Raw genomic sequence first — 21020 nt, forward strand, 5'->3', positions numbered from 1 at the left:
GCCCGTCCACTCATGACGGGCGGGACGCCCATCCCACAATAACAATTAAAATTGTAAGTTATTTAATTCGCGCTCCTTAAAAACTCCAGAGTAAGGATGCTAAATATCGAATCGAATTAGCGCGGCGGTGTTTGCGAGACTTGGGGGTATAATGCGCGATCGCGGGCTTCTCTAACCTCAGACAGAAGCAAGACAGATGCAGAAATACGTCCTAAGAGTTTTGCGATCGCCCCTAGCATCAGGTAAGATTCTTGTTAATTATTGCGCTGCGCTCAGGAGAAAAAATTTATGCCAGATATGTCCGGTCAAGACCCCTCGGAAATTAAAATGGCGACGGTTCATGAAGAAGAAAAAGGCGCAACGTTTAGCGGTACGGTCATCCTTGCTATCGATGTCGAGGCTGGGGAAGTCGTTTTCTTCAGAGACTTTTTGATTGAAGATTATAAAGGCGAACTTACCGCTTATCTGGCAACAGATGGCAATATAACGAAAAGCATTGATTTAGGCGAACTTAAGCATAAGAGCGGTAGCTTTAAGCTGCCAATTCCGATGGGGACGGATACATCACCCTACAATACAGTCGTGCTGCGCGACGAAAAAAGCAAGAAAAAAGTTGTGACGATCGAGCTGTAAAATTTGCAATTTAGCTCGTAGTTCAGCCAAATTCGCTCGCCCTTTTTTTCCTGAAGTGCGCGCGAGCGAAGCTATCCCGTAGGGAATCGCTCTTAAATTAAGGTGCGTCACTTTCGAGCGAACAGTCCAGTTGTAAAGTGATGCACCCTAATTTTTAAAATGGAATCGGATCGTAATCGGGATTTTCCGGTTCGTTAGACGAACCCGACTGGCGATCGGACTCAGAATTTGACGACTGATGCGAGTTCCAATCCGAACTAGACGTGCGGTTAGCGCCGCCTGGAGCGCTGTTAGAACTGCGCTTGTGCGAGCCTAAAGGTACTACATTGCTCGGCACATTAGCCGGGGCGGTGTCGCGAATTTGAGCCGGTTCCGGGGCGGTTCTAGCTGGGGGAGCCGAACTCATGGCATCAGCCCCGACACTGTAAATCCTTTGAGCTGTCAGTTCAGCGCGCTTTTCTTTGATACCATCTATTTCGATCGTATTCATGCCCAGCCGACCTTCAATAATCACGCGATCGCCCTCGTGATATTTATCGTGAATTTCTTGAGCCAAATTGCCCCATCCTATCACCTTCAAACGTTCGGGCGGATCTTCAGGTTTTGGGCCTGGAAACTGCACCAGCATTTCAGCGATTGGAACTTGATTGTCAGGAGTATAACGGAGTTGCGGTTGTTGAGTTATTTCCGCCATCAAAATGCAGCTATTCATCTGTTGTTATCTGTGCGTAATTGGGAATTGGGAATTGGGCATCGGGAATTGGGCATCGGGAATTGGGAATTGGCCCGCGCAGGGACTTCGGGATTGGGAATTGGGCATGAACTTTCAAGTAAAAAGGTAAAACTTAAAATAACGCATTTTATTTTTTTACTTTTGCATTACCAATTCCCCATTGCCAATGCCCAAGGCCCAATTCCCGATTACACGTTACCAAATTTATCTTGGAGAACCGCCGCCTCGGCTTGACTGACAAAATCGTGAACGAGGGCGCGGTACTCCTTCAACGTTTCAGATACCCAATCTCGATCCTCACTGTTGGCGAAGATATGAACGGTCGGTTCACTAGCATCGGGTAAAACTAATACCCAATTGTCGTCGCTGTAGTTAAAAATCTTCACTCCATCTAATAATTCTAGACGATCGGGCGAATGAGTTTCTACTAAATGTCGCATCAGCGAACCCTTGATAGTCCAAGGACAGCGGACGCTGTAACTGCGGTGGGTGATGCGGGGAAGTTCCGCCTTGATCTGTCCGAGCGATCGTTCCTGAATCGTCATCATTTCTATCACTTTAGCAATGCAGAACATTCCGTCAAATCCGGGATGCAACTGCGGGAAAATAAAACCCATAAGGCCACTGCCGCCCAAAACCACATTCGGGTTCCTGTTAGCGGCTTCCATCAAAGCAGTTGGGTTCGCCTTCGTGCGGATTACCTTGCTTTGATAGCGTCGGGCGATCGCCTCCACCGCAGAAGACGCATGAACCGGCACTACTACTGTACCTTTGGGATGAGAAGTCAGCATCAAATTTACCATCAACGCCGTCAGCATTTCCCCACGAATCGCTATCCCAGACTCATCTACCAAAATGAGCTGTTCGCCGTTAGCCGATACCTGCACTCCAAAATTAGCGCTGAGTGCTTTCACCACCCGGCCGAGTTGGTCGAGCAAATATTCCCGTTCCCCGTTGCTTAGAGAAGTCTGTTTGAGACTGGCATTGAGAACCACCGCATCGCAGCCGAACTTGGCAAGCATTTGGGGCAGAATTGCTCCAGAAACCGCGTAAACGTAATCGATTACCACCTTAGAATTGCTGTAGCGTATTGCCTCAACATTCATCTGCCGCTCAAAAATGCGGTTGTAAACATCGAGAGCTTGGTTAAAGTACGTCATCTCTCCAATTTCGGGAATTAGAGCTCGCCGCAAATCTTCCTTAAAATAAGCCCCCTCGATTTTTTTCTCAGCTCCTTTTGTAATATTGATGCCTTTGATATCGAAGAATTCAATTAAAATGTGGTCGGAGCGATCGGGCGAAATGCGAACATGAATGCCGCCAGCAATTGATATCGTAGACGAAACCGTGCGCGCGATCGGAATTGCCGTCGATTCCAAATTGATCACATTAATTCCCACCGACATCAAACCCGCAATCAAAGACCTCGAAACCATCCGCGAAATGCTCCGCTGGTCACGAGAAACCGATACCGCAGTCCCCGGTTTTAAAGTCGAGCCATAAGCCGCGCCCAATTTCACTGCAAATTCCGGGGTAACATCCACATTTGCCAGTCCTTGAACGCCACGCTGACCGAACAAATTCCGCTTAGCTTGTTCTCCCCAAATTAAATTTTGATTTAACAGAGCGCCGGATTCAATATTTTTGCTCGGCCAGACGCGCACGCTCGGCCCCACTTGTGCTTCTTCTCCCACGATGGACATTGAACCGACGACAGCACCTTCGAGGACGTGAGCGCGCCTGTCTACGCGGGTACTCCGGCAAATCACGCAGGCCCTAAGATGAGCGTCTTCACCGACAATTGCTCCGTTCCAGACGATGGGACGTTTGAGATTAGCGTCGGCCCCCACAGTCACGTTATCTCCGATCACAGTACCTGCATCGATTTTAACTCGGGCTCCAATTCGGCAATTGTTGCCGATCATGGCCGGTACTTCGACGATCGCGCTATCGTCAATAAAAGTATTCTGACCTACCCAAAGTCCCGATCGAACTTCGTTGTAGTAGCTCAAATCCAGTTTGACCTTGGCCCGCAGCGCGTCGTACTGAGATTCCCGGTAAACATCTAGCTGGCCGACATCGCACCAGTAACCCTCGGCGATGTAGCCGTACATCGGCTCGTTTTTTTCCAGTAGCAGGGGAAACAAGTCTTTCGAGAAGTCGCACTCCTGATTTACCGGCAGGTAATCCAAGACTTCGGGTTCTAAAATATAAATGCCGGTATTGATAGTATCGGAGAAAATTTCGCTGCTAGAAGGCTTTTCCAGAAAGCGACTGATGCGGTAATTTTCCTCGGTAATCACGACCCCGAATTCCATCGGGTTGGGAACGCGAGTTAAAATTAACGTGGCTTTGGATTGCTGGCTACGGTGAAATTTGATTGCTGCGGTTAAGTCGAAGTCTGTGATGCTGTCGCCGCTGATGACCAAAAAAGTGCGATCGAGCAATTCAGCAATATTTTTGACGCAACCAGCCGTACCCAGCGGTTGGTCTTCCTCCACAGCGTAAGTCATTTGAACGCCAAACTCTGCCCCGTCAGTAAAATATTCGCGCATGACATCGGGAAGGTAGTGCAGCGTCGCAATAATTTCCGTAATCTGATGCCTTTTTAGCAAATTAATAATGTGTTCTGCGATCGGGCGATTCAGAATCGGCACCATCGGTTTGGGCAAATCGCACGTCAGGGGTCTGAGCCTAGTTCCCGATCCCCCAGCCATCAGCACTGCACGCATAAAATCCTCCTTGCTTAAAAAGCTCTCTACCGCTATTGTCCGCTAGAAAAAGTTTGCCTGCTGTAATTCGTCGGCCGCGAGCTATCAGTTCTTAGTTAATTATCTTCGAGTAGTGACACGTCTGGTAAATCCCGTTCGGCCAGGCCGTCCCCCAACAGCAACCGATTTCAACCGAATTAGAACTTGCGGCATCGCACCACTCCCCCGGTCGAACTCGGATTTGTAGGGGATCTTGGGTGATACCAGTTAAAAAAAAGAATGCAACTGTAGGCCCGTACTCGAAACCCTTATCTCATCATTCCTTCCCAATTCTTTAATTCTTCACTTATTCAATCTTATAAGTCCTCAGAACGATCGACTTTTACCAGAAGTCCCTTCTTGCTTGCTCGGTGAAAGCTATTTCGGGGGTGTTATTTTTAAGTTTGTGGCCAGCGGGGATTTTGCAGTCTCTTTCGGAAGGTGGAATTACTACAGCTATCGGTGTGCCTTGGCGTCTGATAAATGATAGATTAAGGGTAGCGCTTTGACTAGCTGACCCAAAATCCTATCCATTGCTTAGGGGTTTTTTAAATGAGTACGTTAATTAGCTTGGCATTGCTGATCGCTTACGGTGGCGGTATTTGGAAATTTTGGAATGGGTTCGATCGCACTAACTTCGATCGAAGTTTTGCAAATCGCCTTAAGCTCTCGCTGCTCTGGCCCGCGTTAATTTTTAATAAGCCTTACCGCCAAAACTTTACAAAAGCTCTCAAAGCTTCTAAAAGGTAATTCAAGAATGTCTAAAAAGTCCGAACGCCCAGCAAGTACAAGCGAGCAAACTTGGTTTGCCAAAGGCAAATCAGATAGCTGGCAAGTTTTACTATCGCAGGTTGCTGCCCGGTTCGATCGCGAATACCGAGGAGAAGCTTTCGCCTTACCCGAAGAAGTCGAAGCAATGCCGATTTTCCTGGAATCAGTCGCAGGAACTCTCCAAGCAAAAACAGTTTCTCCCTTCTGGAAAATTGCCAAACCTCAAAAAAATCAGCGCTGTTTAGACATTGGCTGCGGAGTCAGCTTTCTCATCTACCCTTGGCGGGATTGGGAAGCCTATTTTTATGGTCAAGAAATCAGCAGCGCAGCGCGAGACGCCTTAAACGCTCGCGGCCCTCAGCTCAATTCTAAGCTGTTCAAAGGCGTAGAATGGGCCCCCGCTCACCAGTTAAATTACGAAGAGGCTCAGTTCGATTTATGCCTCGCTACAGGCTTTAGCTGTTACTATCCCATAGACTATTGGAATATTGTCATGGGAGAAGTAAAGCGGGTACTAAAACCGGGCGGTCATTTTGTTTTTGATGTCCTCAACCCCAATGCTCCTTTAGCAGAAGATTGGGCAATTTTGGAAACTTATCGAGCCGGCGAAGTATTTTTAGAGACAATAGAAGATTGGGAAAAAATGATTAAAGCTGCAGGCGCTAAGGTAGTAAAAAAGCAAAGTGGTGACTTATTTCAAATGTATAAAGTTCAATACAATTGAGAGATTAAGGGGAATAGGTAATTAGCTTTGTAGTCAAAAGTTCAATCGTCCCCAGCCTGGTCAGGCGGACGAAAAACAACTTCGTTCTTAGTTGATAAAGTAGGGTGCGTCAGCAAGTAGAAATTCGTTTGAGAAGCTACAAATATTCAAGCTGACGCACCCTACTAACTACTAACTACTATTGTTTATAATTGCTTATAAACTCAACGAAGTTTTACAATACCGATTGCCAATTAGCGATGCCCAATTAATTTTCGGTAGCCGCAGGAGATGGCGCTGCTTCCGGCGATGGTGACGGCGACACTTCGGCAGCAGGAGATGGCGCTGCTTCCGGCGACGGTGACGGCGACACTTCCGGGGCAGGAGATGGTGCAGCTTCCGGCTGCGGAGACTCTTCGGCGGCAGGAGATGGTGCAGCTTCCGGCTGCGGAGACTCTTCGGCGGCAGGAGATGGTGCGGCTTCGGGCTGCGGGGACTCTTCGGCGGGTTGCGGTTGAGGAGAAGGCGACTGTTCCGCGGCTGGTTTCGGTTCAGGCGAGGGCGACGGTTGAGCCCCTGGCTTGGGTGCGGGCGGCGACGGTTGGGCCCCTGGCTGCGGTTTGTTTGAGGGGGCAGGCGGCTTCTCGAACTGCGGTTTCACTTCAGTAGGCGCTGGGGATGGCGGCTGGCCTGTTGGTCTGCTGGGCGCTGTCGGCGCGGGCGCGGGCTGCTGCTGGCCTGGTGGGTTGGGCCTGGTTGGGGTGACAGGAATGCCACTACAAACTTTTTCGTCGTACTTAAACTCGACATCCAGTTGGTAAAGCTTGTGCGTGCTGGCTGCTTCAAATGTTAGAGAAGGGCTAATAATCGCAATTTTAGCCGCATTATCGAGAATACCGTAACCCGTGGGGACGATCGGCTGTGGCTCGGCCTTGAGCAAGCCTTGAGGGCTGACAACTGCTCCAAAAACTGCTCTTCCTTGGAGTTTTTGTGAGCAAGCTGTTACGGGATAAGGCACAGGCACAGGAGTCGGGCCTGTCATTTCCAAGTCAGGATAAGCCTTTTTGAATTTCTCAAACAAAGCAACATAGGTCTCTCCAGCCGCCAGCAGTGTCTCTCTGTCGGTGGGTAAGTTTGAACCCGGTTGACCGGACTGAGTTTCTGCGATGAGAGTCCTTTTATTGGGATCTTTTTGAGTCAATTTTGGTACTCCATCGGGTCCCACATTCCTGCCAATTGGGAATTCCGGGGTAAAGACTGGAGCTCCGTCTGGAAATAGTGGCAGTCCGCCTCTACTGGCTATAATCCTTTTGAGCGCTTCTGCTTCATCTTCCGAGCCGCCGCCGGGAATCTGGGGCGCTTCATTCAGCGATGGTGGTGGCGGGATATTGCGATCGAAATTACCAGGTAAAGGTGGGAAAAGGAAACCGCTAGGAGGTACGGGTGGGACGAAAGTGGGTATTGGCTGGGAGGGGGCTCTGACTATTGGGGATGGAGTTGTGGGAGGTGGCGGGGCTGTTGGGGCCGTGAAGGGCGGGAGAGGGGAAGGAGGGAGAGGGGAAAAGAATCCAGGAGGGGGCATTCCCGGCGGCATGGCGGGCAAGTTGATGGTATCAGGTGCGGGGGGCAAGGGTGGGGCTAACTTGGGCGCTGGTGGAAGGGGAACTGGTGCGATCGTAAATGGCGTAAATCGCGTATTAGACGGTTTCGGTGGTATGGTTTGTGGCAGGCGGCTGACTTCTGCGGGAGTTAGTTCTACTAAGCCGACAGAACCGGGGATATTTTTTGAGGAATTTCCACCATAAAGTATGTTTGAGAGCGTCGGGGCGGTTGCTCCGAGGACTCCGTGCAGGCCCACAGAAGCTAGGGCTGCCCACCAAAAAGGCTGGCGCAGCGGTTCGGAAAGGGTGTTGGCTAGGGAGGAAGAGTCAGTCATTTAAATTTTAGATTTTAGATTTTAGATTTTAGATTGGGGGATTGTTCGATTTTAGATTTTAGATTTTAGATTGGGGGATTGTTCGATTTTAGATTTTAGATTTTAGATTGGGGGATTGGGGGATTGTTCGATTTTAGATTTTAGATTTTAGATTGGGGGATTGGGGGATTGGGGGATTGGGAGATTGGGGGATTGGGGGATTGGGAGATTGGGGGATTGGGAAATTGAGTGATTGGGGGATTGGGGGATTGGGGGATTGGGAGATTGAGTGATTGGGCGATGGGTAATTTATATTGTTGTGGTTGTGATTGAGTGTGAATTCGTTTTAATTTTTAATGAGGAGAGGTTGGGAATTCAAAGGTATAATTGTAGCACTGTCGGTATCGAAATTGCCCGATCGACTTTTATTGAGATTTCGCGACCCTCACATCAAGCACTCAAGCCTAGAAACCGGGTTTTTGGGCTGGTTCCACGCTGGTATAACAACCGCCAATCGGGTGAGGACGTTGTTAATCGCTGAAACCATTGTTTTTCTTGCCTAATGCCTTTGACCCAATCCTCTACGCGGTTTCTCAGGTATTGTTGAGAATGGTCAGCAGGCGTCAGGCGGGCGGGACTGGGGCGATGGAAAAAACAGACTGCACCGCTGCTATACCGTCTTTTTTCGGGTTCTGGAGCGCCACTAATTTATTAAACACGATCGATCCGTTCGATCGACCCCTGTTTCCAATTCGGTTACACAACCGGATTCATCCGTGGAAGTAATTATTCAATCCAAAATCCCAAATCCCAAATCCAAAATCTATGGATTCACCAGCGATAGCGGTAATTTTTAAAAGGAGCTCCCTCGATGGTGAGCAAGTCGATGGGATAAATTGGAGCGCCGCTTGCCATATATTGAAACATTTCCCGAACTTCCTCTCCCCGCAACGACAACTGGTCTAATTCCTTGAGAGAATACCAGCCCGCGCACAAAGTATGCTCATCCGGCTTACTCTTGGGCGGCGTCTTATCTTGTGGACGAGCCACAAAAATGACTCGGAGGCGCACATTGCCCCTAGGCATCACTGTGTGCTCTACCCGGAGAATTCCCTCAACGATGATGGAAATGCCCGCTTCCTCAAAGGTATTACGCATAGCAGCTTCGAGCAAAGTTTCCCCTTTTTCCACTCGCCCTGCTGGGAGATACCACTGCTGCTCGTACTTGCGCTCTTGTACCAGTAGAAAACGGTCTTCTAAGTGAACGACAACTAGGGTAAAATACCATGTTTGAATCGGCTCGCGAGCCATAGAAGTAGATATTCCCTAAGCAAAAGGTTTAACGAGTGGCAGATGTTAGCAATCCAAAGGATGCTTCGGCAAGTGTCTTTTAACTTGAAAAACAGATCGTAGCACTCCGACCGCAAAATCTAAAATCTAAAATCTAAAATTGACCATGCCATTACCAACCGTGATTTTACCAGGATATTTTGCTGCTGCTTCCGACTATCGGGAATTAGAAAAGTCTCTGGTCGATCGAGGTTTCCCAACAGTAACAGTGCCTCTGGGCAAGGGAGATTGGTTGCCGACTTTTGGCGGGCGGTCGATGGTGCCAATTTTGCGACAGCTCGATCGCACGGTCAAACAAATGTTACAGCAATACGGCGTTCCGCAGATCAATCTCGTCGGTCATTCGATTTTAGATTTTAGATTTTAGATTTTAGATTGACCCCACGGATCAATTCGGGGGCTTGAGGATTTGAGATTTGAGATTTTGGATTGATTCCACGGATCGATCGCGTGGCGGGTACCATCAAGAAATTCTTGGTCATTCCGCCGGCGGCTGGATTTCTCGCATCTATTTGGGCGAAAAGCCTTACACGATTCACGGCGACGTGCTTGAGGACGCGGGTTTGTGGGAAGCTCACCCTTATGTGAATACTTTAATCACTTTAGGCACGCCGCACGTCTCTCAAGAGCGCTGGACGCGCAAAAATCTAGATTTTGTCAAAATTCATTATCCGGGGGCTTTTCACCCGCAGGTGCGCTACGTGTGCGCTGCTGGGAAGGCTGTTTTTGGCAAGCGCGGTTTTGGGACTTGGCTGGCTTATAAAAGTTACGAGTTGACTGTGGGGAAGGGCGAAACTTGGGGAGATGGAATTACGCCGGTGGAAGCTGCTGTTTTGGATGGGGCCGAAAATCTGGTGTTGGAGGGGGTTTGGCATTCGCCTCGTTCTCCGGGGAAGTGGTACGGTTCGCCGGAGGTTTTGCCGGCTTGGATTGAGTATTTGTGTTAGAAACGAACCGCGAAGACGCGAAGGAAGAAGCAGAAGGTTTAAGGGGCGGATTTAGTTATAATTTGATATTAGGAGCGAGTTTAGTGCGGCAAAGCTCGCCCCCCCGATGCTATGTTTGCTTGAATTTTTATCGCTAACTGAATAGATTGAAAAAATATTTTATGTGGCCTTATCGGTAAGATTCAGAAGTCACGGCGAACCACACAATCAAATTATACGTTGGCTGGGGTGGAATTGGGCGAGAATGCTACTGTGCGCTTGGACGCAGATAACGAATTTCAGCCGGATGCTTTGTGGAGAATTGATGCGGGAGGTCGATCGCACATTAGGGATGATGATTATGTGCGATCACTAGCTGTACAATCATCGCAGTGTTTGGTATTTGGTGCGAGGGGCGATCGCACTTTTTTCACTCAAGCATCGCTTTCCGTCTAATCCTCGCATTATCATAGTAGAAATAGAATAAGATTGGGAAAAGTCAGCAAATGGCACAAATTACCACGACTGAATTACCTCAAACCCTCCAGACTCTACTTATAGAGGTCGAACGTACCAAAACCCCCCTCACCATCATCCATGAAGGGAAACCATTAGTGATTATCTATCCTGCCACTACCCAAACCCCACGCCCCGTGTTTGGCACAATGAAAGGAAGCGGTGAAATATTAGGAGATTTAATTGCTCCTGTCGCCGAACTATGGGAAGTTTTAGAATGAAACTTTTACTCGATACCCACATTTGGCTTTGGTATTTACTCGGCGATCAACGCCTATCGCTTCAACTTCAAACGGCGATCGCCGATCCTAATACTGAACTTTGGCTGAGTCCAATTAGCATTTGGGAGACGCTCATCCTTGCAGAAAAAGGAAGGATATCTTTACAGCCAGATCCGGTTACATGGGTTAACTTAGCTTTAAAAACTCTGGAAACTCGTGAAGCCCAAATGAATCACTCCATTGCCATTTTAAGTCGCGAGATTGCACTACCCCATCAAGACCCCGGAGACCGATTTATTGCGGCCACAGCTATTTATTATGGGTTAATATTAGCTACAGTTGATGCCAACCTTACAGGTAATTCGGTGCTACAAACACTCAGTTAGGCAATATTTTATATTTTTGTAGGCGATCGCCCTTTTTTTGCTGGGACAATTCCCTACTGGATAGCTACGCTTCACGCCCTGTGTGCAACCATCGCACTTTAAAATTGTGGAAATGGCTCAGATTGTCAGTGGAAAAAGAGGTTGGGTAACACGAGTGTCAACGGAATATGCTTGGTGGGGCGATCGCTCTTTCATTTTAGGCGATCGCTCATCAGAAAAAACAAAGGGCGATCGCTCTTTGTGCGTGATGTGCGATCGCCCTCCGTGCAATCATCACATTGTTATTGTCGAAATGGATAAGATTGTGAGTGCAAAAGGAGTTTGGGTTTCCTTAAGTTAACCTAAGCTACAAGGAAGGGCGATCGAACTTAACCTTGTTCTAAAGTGCCGAAAGGCTTATGTTACCATTCTCTTGAATCGTCATAAAAAAATCCAAAGGACTCTTAGTAACCCTTTCTAACACAATGTCGTGGTCTTCATTATCCCAGCGACCTAAAACCTTCCAATCTTCGTCCCAAATGCTACAGGTTGATTTCTTTGTCGTGACTTTCAGAGGTTTGTCACGATGCTGAGAGATCCAAGCATATACAGAATCGTCTTGAGTTTTTGAGGTGATGAATTTGTCATCTCGGGAGTTTTCTGTATTGATAAAGCTTACCCCTTGATCAGACTGGTTATTTAATCCCCTAATTCCTGTAGTCATCAAAGCCTCACTGAGATTAATTGCACTTACTTGTTTCTCCCATGATCATAGCAAATCCAACCCTTGTCTAGCCCAAAAATGTACAATTTTGCCGCCAATTTTCCACCACTTTCCCTCTCTTCAATCTAGTTTTGTACGAAAGTGTACGAAAATGTTGGTAAATGTGCGCTATAATACACAAAATGCTGGCATCTACCTAACCAGATGAATCTTAAAGAAATGTTAAAACTCGCTGATGAGATAGTATTTGCCAAAACGGGTCAGCACCTTGACGATTTACAAGCAGCGGTACTGCGGGGAACTCTACAACGCGAGACATACAAAGAAATAGCTAAAGATTTTAACTGTTCTGAAAGTCGCATCAGGGAAATCGGATCGGAATTATGGCAAATACTTTCAGAAGAGTTGGGAGAAGATGTTAATAAAACAAATTTTCGATCGGCAATGGAGAGGTTGGAAGTTTCAATATATTCAAACGTTGCACAAGAAGAATCGGTGCAAATTAACAGCGTTAACATCTGTGGAGAAGCTAGACACCCGCCAAAGATCCCAAACTCAAACCCACCAAATCAGGAAACATCTAACCCAAAACAAACCAAAACTCTACATCAAGATTTAAGCGAAATGCCGGAGTTGGGCGATTTCTTCGATCGCACTCCCGAACTCCACACCCTCACAACCTCGATTCTACAACAACGCTGTCGCCTCATCACCCTCACCGGCATCAGCGGTATCGGCAAAACCACCCTAGCAGTACAACTCGTACAACAAATCAAACACGAGTTTGAGTACGCAGTTTGGTACACACTAGACGAATTCCCCACCATCGATAAATTTCAATCTAACCTAATACAGCTTTTTTCCCAGTCAGAAAAAGAAGATTCATCCCCAACAAACCAAAAACGCTTACCGCTGATTAAGTATTTACAAAACCATCGCTGTTTAATCGTCTTAGATGACGTTCACAACCTTTTCTGTAGCGGAGAATTGGCAGGAAAATATAAACCAGAATCCGAAGAATATCGCTCTTTATTCAAACAAATAGAAAAATTATCCCATCAAAGCTGCTTTCTGTTAATCGGTTGGGAACAACCGAGAGAAGTGACTCAAGTTAAAAACCAAAATACTTCCATTCGTACCTTACAACTCAAAGGTTTAGACATCGCAGCCGGACGGGAAATACTCAGAGACTGCGGGTTAGAAGAAAGCGACAACAGTGAAACTCTCATTCATCGTTACCAAGGCAACCCCCTATGGTTAAAAAGCGTGGCGAATCTGATTCAAGACTTGGGAGGAGGCGTGACAGAGTTATTACCAAATGATACGATATTGTTGCCAGAAGATTTGAAAGATGTTTTACAGCAGCAGTTCGATCGCCTATCCGAACTAGAAAAACAAGTAATCTCCTTGTTAGCCAAAGAAAGCCAGCCAATCAACCGGGCAAAATTGCTAGAAAATGAGATAATTCCGGCTTCAGATTTACCAAATGCGCTGCAATCTCTATCGCGGCGCTGCTTGATTGAACAACAAGCAAATTTTTACACGATTTCACCTGTACTGAGGCAATATGCGATCGCCCGTGCAGTGTAATTTAGGTACATAGTGGTAGGGTGCGGATACATCGAAAATCCCTAAATAAAGCTCGACAATCTTATAGATCGCCACATGACGCTTCCTAATTCATAAAAAACATCCCAAAATTCTGTAGGGGCGGGTTCGCCAACCATTCACGCTCAAAATGAATAATATTATAAACCCGCCCCCGCCCACCAACAATAAAAATGTACGATTAATTTATTGGTAAAATGTTGATGTAAACAATGGCGGATGAGGGCGGGTTTATGAGGTTGTTTGTGGGTTTCATAAATGGTTGGTGAACCCGCCCCTACAAATTGGGGTTTATTATAAAAATATAACCTGTCCTAACACGGGCAGTTGCTATATTAAAGGCTTGGAGGCATTATTTTCGTCCATCAAACCAAGGTGATGACCACCCGTGCGATCGCGGACTGAATAGAATAAATTCGATAGAATAATCAGTAATCGCAATTCCATTGTTTGCCATGACGCTAAAAGAATTAGAGCCTCAACTCCTGGCACTCTCTGACGACGAAAAAGCTCAAGTCGTTCAACTCCTCACTCAAGGTAAAATCACTCCTTGGCGCGGTATTGAAAAAACGCCTGATGTTTGTGGCGGGAGTGCCTGCATTGCTGGCACTCGCATCACCGTTTGGGGACTTGTAGAAGCTCGTCGCATTGGCTACAGTGAAGCTGATTTACTCACAAGCTATCTATCGCTATCTGCGACTGATATTGCTAACGCTTGGGCCTATGCTGAAGCCTTTCCCGATGAAATTGAAACAGAAATTCGGGAAAACAATGAAGTGATAGACGAGGATTTGTAGCCGATGGCACGTCTCTATGCCGATGAGCAATACCCCTATCCTGTTGTAGAATTACTGAGAGCTTTAGGACATGATGTTTTGACTGTCCAAGAAGCAGGCAGAGCGAATCATATCATGTCCGGTCGAGCGATCGCGATTTTTGTAGGGGCGGGTTCACCAACAATAGCGGCAAATAATTGACCATCTCAAAAACCCGCCCCGACCGGGATATTATGGTTAATTGATCGGACATGATATCAGAAAATTCCTAACCCGGATGTTTTAGCTTTTGCTACTAGCGAAAAACCGGTCGTCATTACCGAAAACCGTAAATATTTCTTTCGGCTGCACCGCATACACCCCCTTCATGCTGGCATTATCGCCTGTACGAACGATCGCAATTGGGAAGCGCTGGCTAACCGAATCCACACCGCGATCGTCGCCGCAGAACCTTTGGAAGGTAAACTGATTCGCGTTGTGCGCCCTGCTTTGTCACCGTAATACCCCGTTGATTCTTTAGTCTCTGAGAGAGGGACGAAAGTTTGTGTAGGATCTGTTTCAACCGCCGATCGAGGGAATAATCAACTACTGCTATACATAAAATCGCACAAACAAAAACCGGGCAACTTCAAAGCTACCCGGCAATCCTAACTTTAGACTTCAGACAAAACTAAAATCTAAAACCTAAAATTCTTAAACAGCTACAGTCTTCTTAGCAGAAGAACTCAATTCGCCCTTAGCATACTTAGCTGCAAAATCGTCCAAAGATACTTGCTTAATCTTTGTACCGTGACCGGCGCAACCGAAAGAATTATAGCGATCGCTACAAACCTTCTGCATATACTTGATCGACGGCTTCAAGAAGTGGCGGGGGTCAAACTCATCGGGCTTGGCGAACAAAGCTTCGCGCACCGCAGCGGTAATCGCCAAACGGTTGTCAGTATCGATATTGATCTTGCGAACACCGCACTTGATACCCTTTTGGATTTCTTCCACAGGTACGCCGTAGGTTTCGCGGATTTTGCCGCCGTTGCTGTTGATGATTTCCAGCAATTCTTGGGGCACAGAAGAAGAACCGTGCATCACCAAGTGAGTATTCGGCAAGCGGCGGTGAATTTCTTCAATGCGGCTGATTGCCAAAATTTCGCCAGTCGGCTTGCGAGTGAACTTGTAAGCGCCGTGAGAAGTGCCAATGGCGACTGCTAGAGCATCAACGCCGGTTTGCTCGACGAAATCAACAGCTTGTTCAGGATCTGTCAGCAACTGATCGTGAGAAAGCGCACCTTCAAAGCCGTGGCCGTCTTCTGCTTCGCCCATTCCTGTTTCCAGAGAACCCAAACAACCCAGTTCGCCTTCAACGCTAACGCCGATCGAATGAGCAACATTGACCACATCGCGAGTAACTTGAACGTTGTACTCGTAGCTAGCGGGAGTCTTAGCATCCGCTTCCAGAGAACCGTCCATCATGACGCTGGTGAAACCTTGGCGCATGGCAGAATAGCAAGTGCCGGGGGCATTGCCGTGGTCTTGGTGCATGGAAATGGGAATGTGAGGATAGGTTTCAACTGCTGCCAAAATCAAGTGGCGCAGAAAATTTTCGCCAGCGTAGGAGCGAGCGCCGCGAGAAGCTTGCAGAATCACGGGGCTGTTGGTTTCGTCAGCAGCGCGCATGATCGCTTGGATTTGCTCCATGTTGTTGACGTTGTAAGCCGGTAGGCCGTAACCATTTTCAGCCGCGTGGTCGAGCAGCAATCGCATAGGTACAAGCGCCATAGATATTCCTCCTAATTATTTGTGATTTTTGGGCAGTGAATTTTGAACAAGCTCAATTCTTACGATAATCTTAAGACAATTTGCCACCGATCGCGCACTATCTTTCCAGATTTACTAAAAAGTTCAACAAACAAAATTTTGAGTTCCGAGCATTCAGCTCAAAACTCAAAATTCTTAACTCACAAATTTTTATGGGTCGCCCGGGATTTGAACCCGAGACCAATCGGTTAAAAGCCGAATGCTCTACCGCTGAGCTAGCGACCCGCGAAAACATTGTTACCGCACACAATTTCTAATAGTAGCACCCCTCATTTGAAATAGCAAGTCTTTTTTAAATAAAATTTGCAGTCATGCGAACCAGCATCTCGCAAGTCGCGCCGGGGGGCAAATAAATCAAGTGTTCGCCAGTGTTGAGGGCATTTCGAGGAGCAGTCCAAGGTTCCAAACAGTAAAAATCCTTGCCCTTCACCATCCAGAAAACCAACTTCCCGTAGCTGGAGTTGTAACTGACGGTCAGCCGCAAGCCGGTCGCCGCGTCAGTGACAGTAGCAGCAAGACCAGTGAGTTCGTCAAAGGAAACATCAATTTCATCCAGCGTCGGGTCAAAAACCCCAGTGAAGTAACCCTTGGTGTGGGTGTTCTGATCTCTGTACTGCATCCCCGGAATCTCAAAGCGGAGCTGAGATTTGTCCGTCGCCAAAAAGTAGGGGTGCAAACCACTAGAAAACGGCATGGGTTCGTCAGACAGATTGGTGTATCGCTGAAAAATTTCCAAAGAATTGCCTTTAATCTGATAAGTGAAGGCTAGTTGGAAATCAAACGGATAAACAGCCAGCGTCTTGTCGCTGCTGTCGAGAATCAGCGTCAGAGCGGCGCAACCCTCCGTAACTTGTTCGCCTATTGTCCAAGGCAAGTCTCGAGCAAAGCCGTGCTGTTTGAGCTTACGCTCCACTCCCTTGTGCGTGTAAGTATTGTCGGGGAGATTGCTGCAGATGGGAAACAGGATGGGAATCCCGCCACGTACAGTTAGATCGGGATTGGCGAACCGTTCCGCGTCCAAATAGAAGATTTCTTTGCCTTCAACCAGCCAGCTAGTGGCAATACCGCCCCGTTCCGGCACAACTTCTAGAGTAGAGTTAGCGGTTTCGTCGGAGAGGATATAGGTTTTGTACTGCTTTTGCTTGAGCGCGATCGCAAACACATTTCTCATCGGTAGTAGGTCATTGATCATTGGTTGTCAGTAAATCGATCGTTAATAATTGGTCGCTATTATCTTGATGTTCACCCATTACCGCCCCTATCCTCCCCCTGCATCCTCGCTCCGGCCCCCACCGGCTAACCAATGCTCCTAGCTATAGGAGGCAGGGCGATCCGCTGCTTGGAGCCGTTGCTGGTGGTAGCTGGAACGATCGCGGAGGCCGAGTGCCCTTTGAGTGCGACTTCAAAAGATACAGCCCGAGTCGGGGGAAGATAGCTTTGGGGACTCAGCACCGATCCTTGATTGGGAGATGGGGGCGAAATAAACGGTTCTTTGATGAATGGCTCTTTTGTAAACGGCTCTGGTTCCCGGCTGGGATTTTGAGGTTGAGTAGGGTAGATGCGGGGCGGCAAATTTTGATTCGGAGGCGGATTTGACTCAATTGCAGGCCCTGTCCCGTTCGGGAAAAATGAGGAGTTGTCCGGCTGTTGGGGCGCAGCCGGCAAAGCCGGCAAAATCAAAGTAGGTTTGGGTTGTCCGGGGCCTTGCTGATTGCTTTCACCGTCGCTGGCCCCGGAACCTCGCCCCGGCTGGTATGTACCGCTCTTTACTGCTCCTGGCAAGGTCGAATTTGGAGTTTTTGATGCCGCTCCTGGCTGGAGTAGGGCTTCGAGAACTACAGAAGATCGCATCGGTCGATCGAAAATACTAGAAATTTGCTCAATGCGTTTGAGGATGCGATCGGCTGAGGCTCCCTTGACCACCTTCGGCTGAAAATTTTTCACCTCCACAGGCAGAAACTCTACCTTCATATTCCTGTCTTTGAGCGATACTTTCAGGACTGCGGTATCGTAATCCCTGCGAGCATTCGGGCCGAATATAAAATTACCCAGCGAGTAAACTATCGGGCGGCCATTGTAAATTTCTGCACCTTGCAGTACCTGGGGATGGTGTCCCACTACCAAATCAGCTCCTTGGTCGATCGTGAACCGAGCCAAATCAATCTGCCCGTCCCCCGGATAATCTGCCAATTCGACTCCCCAGTGGTAATTAACAATAATCCAGTCTACCTGACTCCTAAGAGCTCGAATATCCTCCGCCACGCGATTGTTGCGGCGGGGGTTAATGCCCGCTTTCCCTTGGTCAGCGACGTTCAGCTCGGCATCGTAATAACCGAGGTAGGCAATCCGCTGACCCTTAACTTCAATAATATCTGGACGCCTGGCTTCTTTAATATCTCTGCCGGCTCCCAGGTGTTGAATCCCACTATTATCTAGAGTATTCATTGTCTCCACCAGCCCCGGTTCCTCGTAATCCATAGCGCGGCTATTTGCCAGATTGACAATATCCACTCCTCCGGCTGTTAATACTTTCACCGATTCTGGATCGGCTTTAAAATTTAATTGTTTTTTAGCAGAGCCCAATGTAGAGCGAGTCAGGGAGTTTTCTAGGTTAACCATCGCCACATCTGCTTGCCGATACTCGTCCATATTGGCGAAAGCCCATTGGTGATCGTTGGCTGCAGATGATCCGAGCGCATCCGATAGATTCACATTTCCTCCGAACATCAGCGTTACTGTTGGATCGTAAGGATTAGCAACTTGCTTTTGCTGAACTACTGGTACCACTTCTAAGGCTGCTTGCACCGTATCCGCACGTTTTGGAGGCGGCCCCGAAATTACCGCACCTTGCTGGTAGCCGGATACTGAAGAGCCTAACTGCAGGGCCACAGCCTCGTGGTAGCTGACCCAACACCCTAAAATAAATGAGGCAAGTGCCGATCCCACTAGCAGCAGAGAACGATACGTTTTAAATTTAACCCAATCGACGATCGGTAGGGAACGGTAACGCCGTCGCTGGCGGTTTGCCGGAGTGACAATTCGCACTGACTGTTTCCAGAGAATGTCTGCATCCCCCGCCAAGCGCGCCTGAATTCGCACTCCTTCTACTGCTGGCGAGTTGAGTCTCCAGAGTTGGTGGCAAATAAATTTGACTAAGCCTTCCCGGATAGTGCTCCCCAGTAAGGTAGTATCTGGCGCAAATTCGCGCTGGAATTCTACGAGGATTTGGACGCAGCCGGCCTGAGCCTGTTCGACGCGGGCATAAATCCCTTCGGGGCGCAGCAAGCTGTCAATCCAGTAATTCAGGGCTTGAAAGTTGCCCGATCGCGCTAGCTCTAAGATAGACGGCTGCGACCAATTTTCTGCGTACACCATCAATTAGCCTCCTTAATACGCACGAGCGATGACTCCAATTTGTGTTGAACCGAACCGCAATTCTTTTAGCTTAACCGCCACAGGTTCCGCTGCCCGTTTTGAAGCTAGTTGTTGGCCGCCACCATTTTCTACATTTAGGGGCTGCCTGCTGTCAGTGATTTTTATCACACTCCAGTCAATCGATTTTAGATTTTAGATTTTAGATTTTAGATTTTAGGTTTTAGGTTTTAGATTGAGGAAAGAGGGGGTACTGGGGGCTAGAAATCACCTCCAAACACTCTTGTTTCTGGGGGAGTTGAGGCCAAAGAGAGCGAGAAATCTGAGGCAGAGTCTGTTTTTATTGTCGCTGTTTGAGTGTCGCTTTAGAGCTTTCGCTTCGAGATTTGAGATTTGAGATTGAGCCTTGACGGTGTTAGTGGGCGATCGAACAATCGATTTGAGATTTTAGATTTGAGATTTTAGATTGAGTTCATAGGGGGTACTGGGGGCTAGAAATAACCTCCAAACACTCTTGTTTCTGGGGGAATTGAGGCATAAGAGAGCGAGATATCTGAGGCAGAGTCTGTTTTTATTGTCGCTGTTTGAGTGTCGCTTTAGAGCTTTCGCTTCGAGATTTGAGATTTGAGATTGAGCCTTGACGGCGTTAGTGGGCGATCGAACAATCGATTTGAGATTTTAGATTTGAGATTTTAGATTGAGTTCATAGGGGGTACTGGGGGCTAGAAATAACTTCCAAACACTCTTGTTTCTGGGGGACTTGAGACATAAGAGAGCGAGATATCTGAGGCAGAGTCTGTTTTTATTGTCGCTGTTTGAGTGTCACTTTAGAGCTTTCCCTTCGAGATTTGAGATTTGAGATTGAGCCTTGACGGCGTTAGCGGGCGATCGAACAAACGTCGAAACAATAGCTTTCTGGGGGACTTGAGGCAAAACAGAGCGAGATTTTAGAGGCAGAGTCTGTTGTTATTGTCGCTGTTAATCGCGATCGCCCGAGTCAAGTCCTAATGCTCGGATCTATGCTGGCAAATGCCTCTCACGAGAGATGCCACTGGCTGCACAACCTGTAATTGGATAAATGGCGTACTGGATAGATTTGGTGGTAAAATCGAATTTGGTAACTCCCATCGGTACCAAAGTTGCGGAAAACGTGAAACTGGCTAGTCCATACGGCTGTGCCTTCCGATGTAAAACCCAAAGTACGTTACGGTAAACAGACCATATTTTAAGCAAGTTACACTGCGCAGGAGAACTGACAAATGCTACAGCGCAAAATCTATCAACTCTGTTGTGATGGTCGTGAGGTTTCTATTTTTCTTCGAGATCAGCAACGTTGGATAGAGCGCGCTCGTATCCTAGATATTGAAGGGGATCTAGTCACGCTGCGCTACGAAACCGACGAAGAAGACGAAATCAGCTCCTGGGAAGAAATGGTGCGTCTTGAAAGTATTGGAGCTGTATCCCAGAAGTTGGCTTCGGTATCCCGAACTAACTGCGAACCCCTAGTTTCTGACGATTGTCCCGAAGCCGAACAAATTCGCAATCACTACCCGGACTCGAATTTGGAATAGTTTTGAGCTCGCGCTTGAGGCACAAGGAAAACTTGGGGGAAAAGAAAACGGCTTTTCTCCCTTTTTTGTGGAGAAATTATGCAAAAAACCCAGTTTAGGCCAAAAATATTCTGGGTTGTTACCCCATAAGCTATTTTGCCTTTAAATTTAAGCTTGATGGCGGGAGTTCCTGCTCAACCCCTACTCCCCACAACAGCGTAAGGAATGAGAATTAAATAACTTCCACTCTTGAAAGTGGGATGGGCGTCCCGCCCGTCCAAAAAGGACGGGCGGG

At 47.7% G+C, this 21020-nt stretch carries 19 protein-coding genes, 1 tRNA gene and 2 pseudogenes; 12 read left to right on the top strand and 10 right to left on the bottom strand.

Annotated elements, in window-relative coordinates; translation table 11 throughout:
* Positions 1 to 288: 288 nt before the first annotated feature.
* The gene (locus tag QT973_RS25430; RefSeq protein WP_333392475.1) at positions 289 to 633 is read left to right on the top strand and encodes a hypothetical protein; all 345 of its coding nucleotides are present in this window, start codon (positions 289 to 291) and stop codon (positions 631 to 633) included.
* A 154-nt stretch (positions 634 to 787) separates the two neighbouring features.
* Here QT973_RS25430 and QT973_RS25435 read toward each other — a convergent pair whose 3' ends face one another.
* Both QT973_RS25435 and QT973_RS25440 read right to left on the bottom strand, forming a co-directional pair.
* Positions 788 to 1345 carry a single-stranded DNA-binding protein gene (locus QT973_RS25435; protein ID WP_333375422.1) on the bottom strand — a complete coding sequence of 186 codons (558 nt, stop codon included), beginning with the start codon at positions 1343 to 1345 and terminating at the stop codon, positions 788 to 790.
* 209 nt (positions 1346 to 1554) lie between these two features.
* On the bottom strand, positions 1555 to 4098 hold the full coding sequence (locus QT973_RS25440; RefSeq protein WP_333053928.1) for a mannose-1-phosphate guanyltransferase: 2544 nt from the start codon (positions 4096 to 4098) through the stop codon (positions 1555 to 1557).
* A gap of 570 nt (positions 4099 to 4668) precedes the next feature.
* Between QT973_RS25440 and QT973_RS25445 the strand changes: the two genes are divergently transcribed.
* Together QT973_RS25445 and QT973_RS25450 are read left to right on the top strand one after the other, a co-directional pair.
* Positions 4669 to 4866 (top strand): hypothetical protein, encoded by a 198-nt coding sequence (locus QT973_RS25445; protein ID WP_333030091.1) that lies wholly within the window; start codon positions 4669 to 4671, stop codon positions 4864 to 4866.
* 7 nt (positions 4867 to 4873) lie between these two features.
* Positions 4874 to 5611, top strand: coding sequence for a class I SAM-dependent methyltransferase (locus QT973_RS25450; RefSeq protein WP_333053930.1), 738 nt, complete (start codon positions 4874 to 4876; stop codon positions 5609 to 5611).
* A gap of 247 nt (positions 5612 to 5858) precedes the next feature.
* Here QT973_RS25450 and QT973_RS25455 read toward each other — a convergent pair whose 3' ends face one another.
* Positions 5859 to 7526 (bottom strand): hypothetical protein, encoded by a 1668-nt coding sequence (locus QT973_RS25455; RefSeq protein WP_333274741.1) that lies wholly within the window; start codon positions 7524 to 7526, stop codon positions 5859 to 5861.
* Positions 7527 to 8336: 810 nt separating this feature from the next.
* Positions 8337 to 8816: an NUDIX domain-containing protein gene (locus QT973_RS25460; RefSeq protein ID WP_333053933.1), complete on the bottom strand. Its 480-nt coding sequence runs from the start codon at positions 8814 to 8816 to the stop codon at positions 8337 to 8339.
* A 145-nt stretch (positions 8817 to 8961) separates the two neighbouring features.
* Here QT973_RS25460 and QT973_RS27125 point away from each other — a divergent pair.
* From QT973_RS27125 to QT973_RS25490, 5 genes and pseudogenes are all read left to right on the top strand, one after another.
* Positions 8962 to 9802 (top strand): annotated as a pseudogene (locus QT973_RS27125) (esterase/lipase family protein).
* Positions 9803 to 10021: 219 nt separating this feature from the next.
* On the top strand, positions 10022 to 10237 hold the full coding sequence (locus QT973_RS25475; protein ID WP_333053934.1) for a hypothetical protein: 216 nt from the start codon (positions 10022 to 10024) through the stop codon (positions 10235 to 10237).
* Positions 10238 to 10287: 50 nt separating this feature from the next.
* Positions 10288 to 10518, top strand: coding sequence for a type II toxin-antitoxin system Phd/YefM family antitoxin (locus tag QT973_RS25480; protein ID WP_333053935.1), 231 nt, complete (start codon positions 10288 to 10290; stop codon positions 10516 to 10518).
* Positions 10515 to 10904, top strand: coding sequence for a PIN domain-containing protein (locus QT973_RS25485; protein WP_333053938.1), 390 nt, complete (start codon positions 10515 to 10517; stop codon positions 10902 to 10904). Before QT973_RS25480 ends, QT973_RS25485 begins: the two co-directional genes overlap by 4 nt.
* A gap of 112 nt (positions 10905 to 11016) precedes the next feature.
* Positions 11017 to 11244 (top strand): hypothetical protein, encoded by a 228-nt coding sequence (locus QT973_RS25490; RefSeq protein WP_333341105.1) that lies wholly within the window; start codon positions 11017 to 11019, stop codon positions 11242 to 11244.
* Positions 11245 to 11283: 39 nt separating this feature from the next.
* Here the strand turns inward: QT973_RS25490 and QT973_RS25495 are convergent, their stop codons facing one another.
* Positions 11284 to 11607: a hypothetical protein gene (locus tag QT973_RS25495; protein WP_333341108.1), complete on the bottom strand. Its 324-nt coding sequence runs from the start codon at positions 11605 to 11607 to the stop codon at positions 11284 to 11286.
* Positions 11608 to 11811: 204 nt separating this feature from the next.
* Between QT973_RS25495 and QT973_RS25500 the strand changes: the two genes are divergently transcribed.
* The 3 genes and pseudogenes from QT973_RS25500 to QT973_RS25510 all read left to right on the top strand — a co-directional run bounded on the left by QT973_RS25500 (position 11812) and on the right by QT973_RS25510 (position 14492).
* Positions 11812 to 13197, top strand: a complete 1386-nt coding sequence (locus QT973_RS25500; RefSeq protein WP_333392477.1) for an NB-ARC domain-containing protein — start codon at positions 11812 to 11814, stop codon at positions 13195 to 13197.
* Between the two features lie 473 nt (positions 13198 to 13670).
* Positions 13671 to 14012, top strand: a complete 342-nt coding sequence (locus QT973_RS25505) for a DUF433 domain-containing protein (RefSeq protein WP_333262919.1) — start codon at positions 13671 to 13673, stop codon at positions 14010 to 14012.
* A gap of 3 nt (positions 14013 to 14015) precedes the next feature.
* Positions 14016 to 14492, top strand: a pseudogene (locus tag QT973_RS25510) (DUF5615 family PIN-like protein).
* A gap of 192 nt (positions 14493 to 14684) precedes the next feature.
* Here the strand turns inward: QT973_RS25510 and fba are convergent.
* From fba to QT973_RS25535, 5 genes are all read right to left on the bottom strand, one after another.
* A complete protein-coding gene (gene fba, locus QT973_RS25515) occupies positions 14685 to 15764 on the bottom strand; it encodes a class II fructose-bisphosphate aldolase (RefSeq protein WP_006633469.1) in 1080 nt (359 codons plus the stop codon).
* Between the two features lie 192 nt (positions 15765 to 15956).
* Positions 15957 to 16028 (bottom strand) — tRNA-Lys (locus tag QT973_RS25520).
* Between the two features lie 67 nt (positions 16029 to 16095).
* Positions 16096 to 16965, bottom strand: a complete 870-nt coding sequence (locus tag QT973_RS25525; protein ID WP_445243075.1) for an aldose epimerase family protein — start codon at positions 16963 to 16965, stop codon at positions 16096 to 16098.
* Positions 16966 to 17099: 134 nt separating this feature from the next.
* Positions 17100 to 19178 (bottom strand): CapA family protein, encoded by a 2079-nt coding sequence (locus QT973_RS25530; protein WP_333053955.1) that lies wholly within the window; start codon positions 19176 to 19178, stop codon positions 17100 to 17102.
* Between the two features lie 12 nt (positions 19179 to 19190).
* On the bottom strand, positions 19191 to 19346 hold the full coding sequence (locus tag QT973_RS25535; RefSeq protein ID WP_333053957.1) for a hypothetical protein: 156 nt from the start codon (positions 19344 to 19346) through the stop codon (positions 19191 to 19193).
* Between the two features lie 1088 nt (positions 19347 to 20434).
* Here QT973_RS25535 and QT973_RS25540 point away from each other — a divergent pair.
* Positions 20435 to 20746: a DUF6679 family protein gene (locus QT973_RS25540; RefSeq protein ID WP_006633466.1), complete on the top strand. Its 312-nt coding sequence runs from the start codon at positions 20435 to 20437 to the stop codon at positions 20744 to 20746.
* Positions 20747 to 21020: the final 274 nt, after the last annotated feature.

Origin of the sequence: Microcoleus sp. Z1_A1, assembly GCF_036700305.1 — a bacterium.
GTDB lineage: Bacteria > Cyanobacteriota > Cyanobacteriia > Cyanobacteriales > Microcoleaceae > Microcoleus.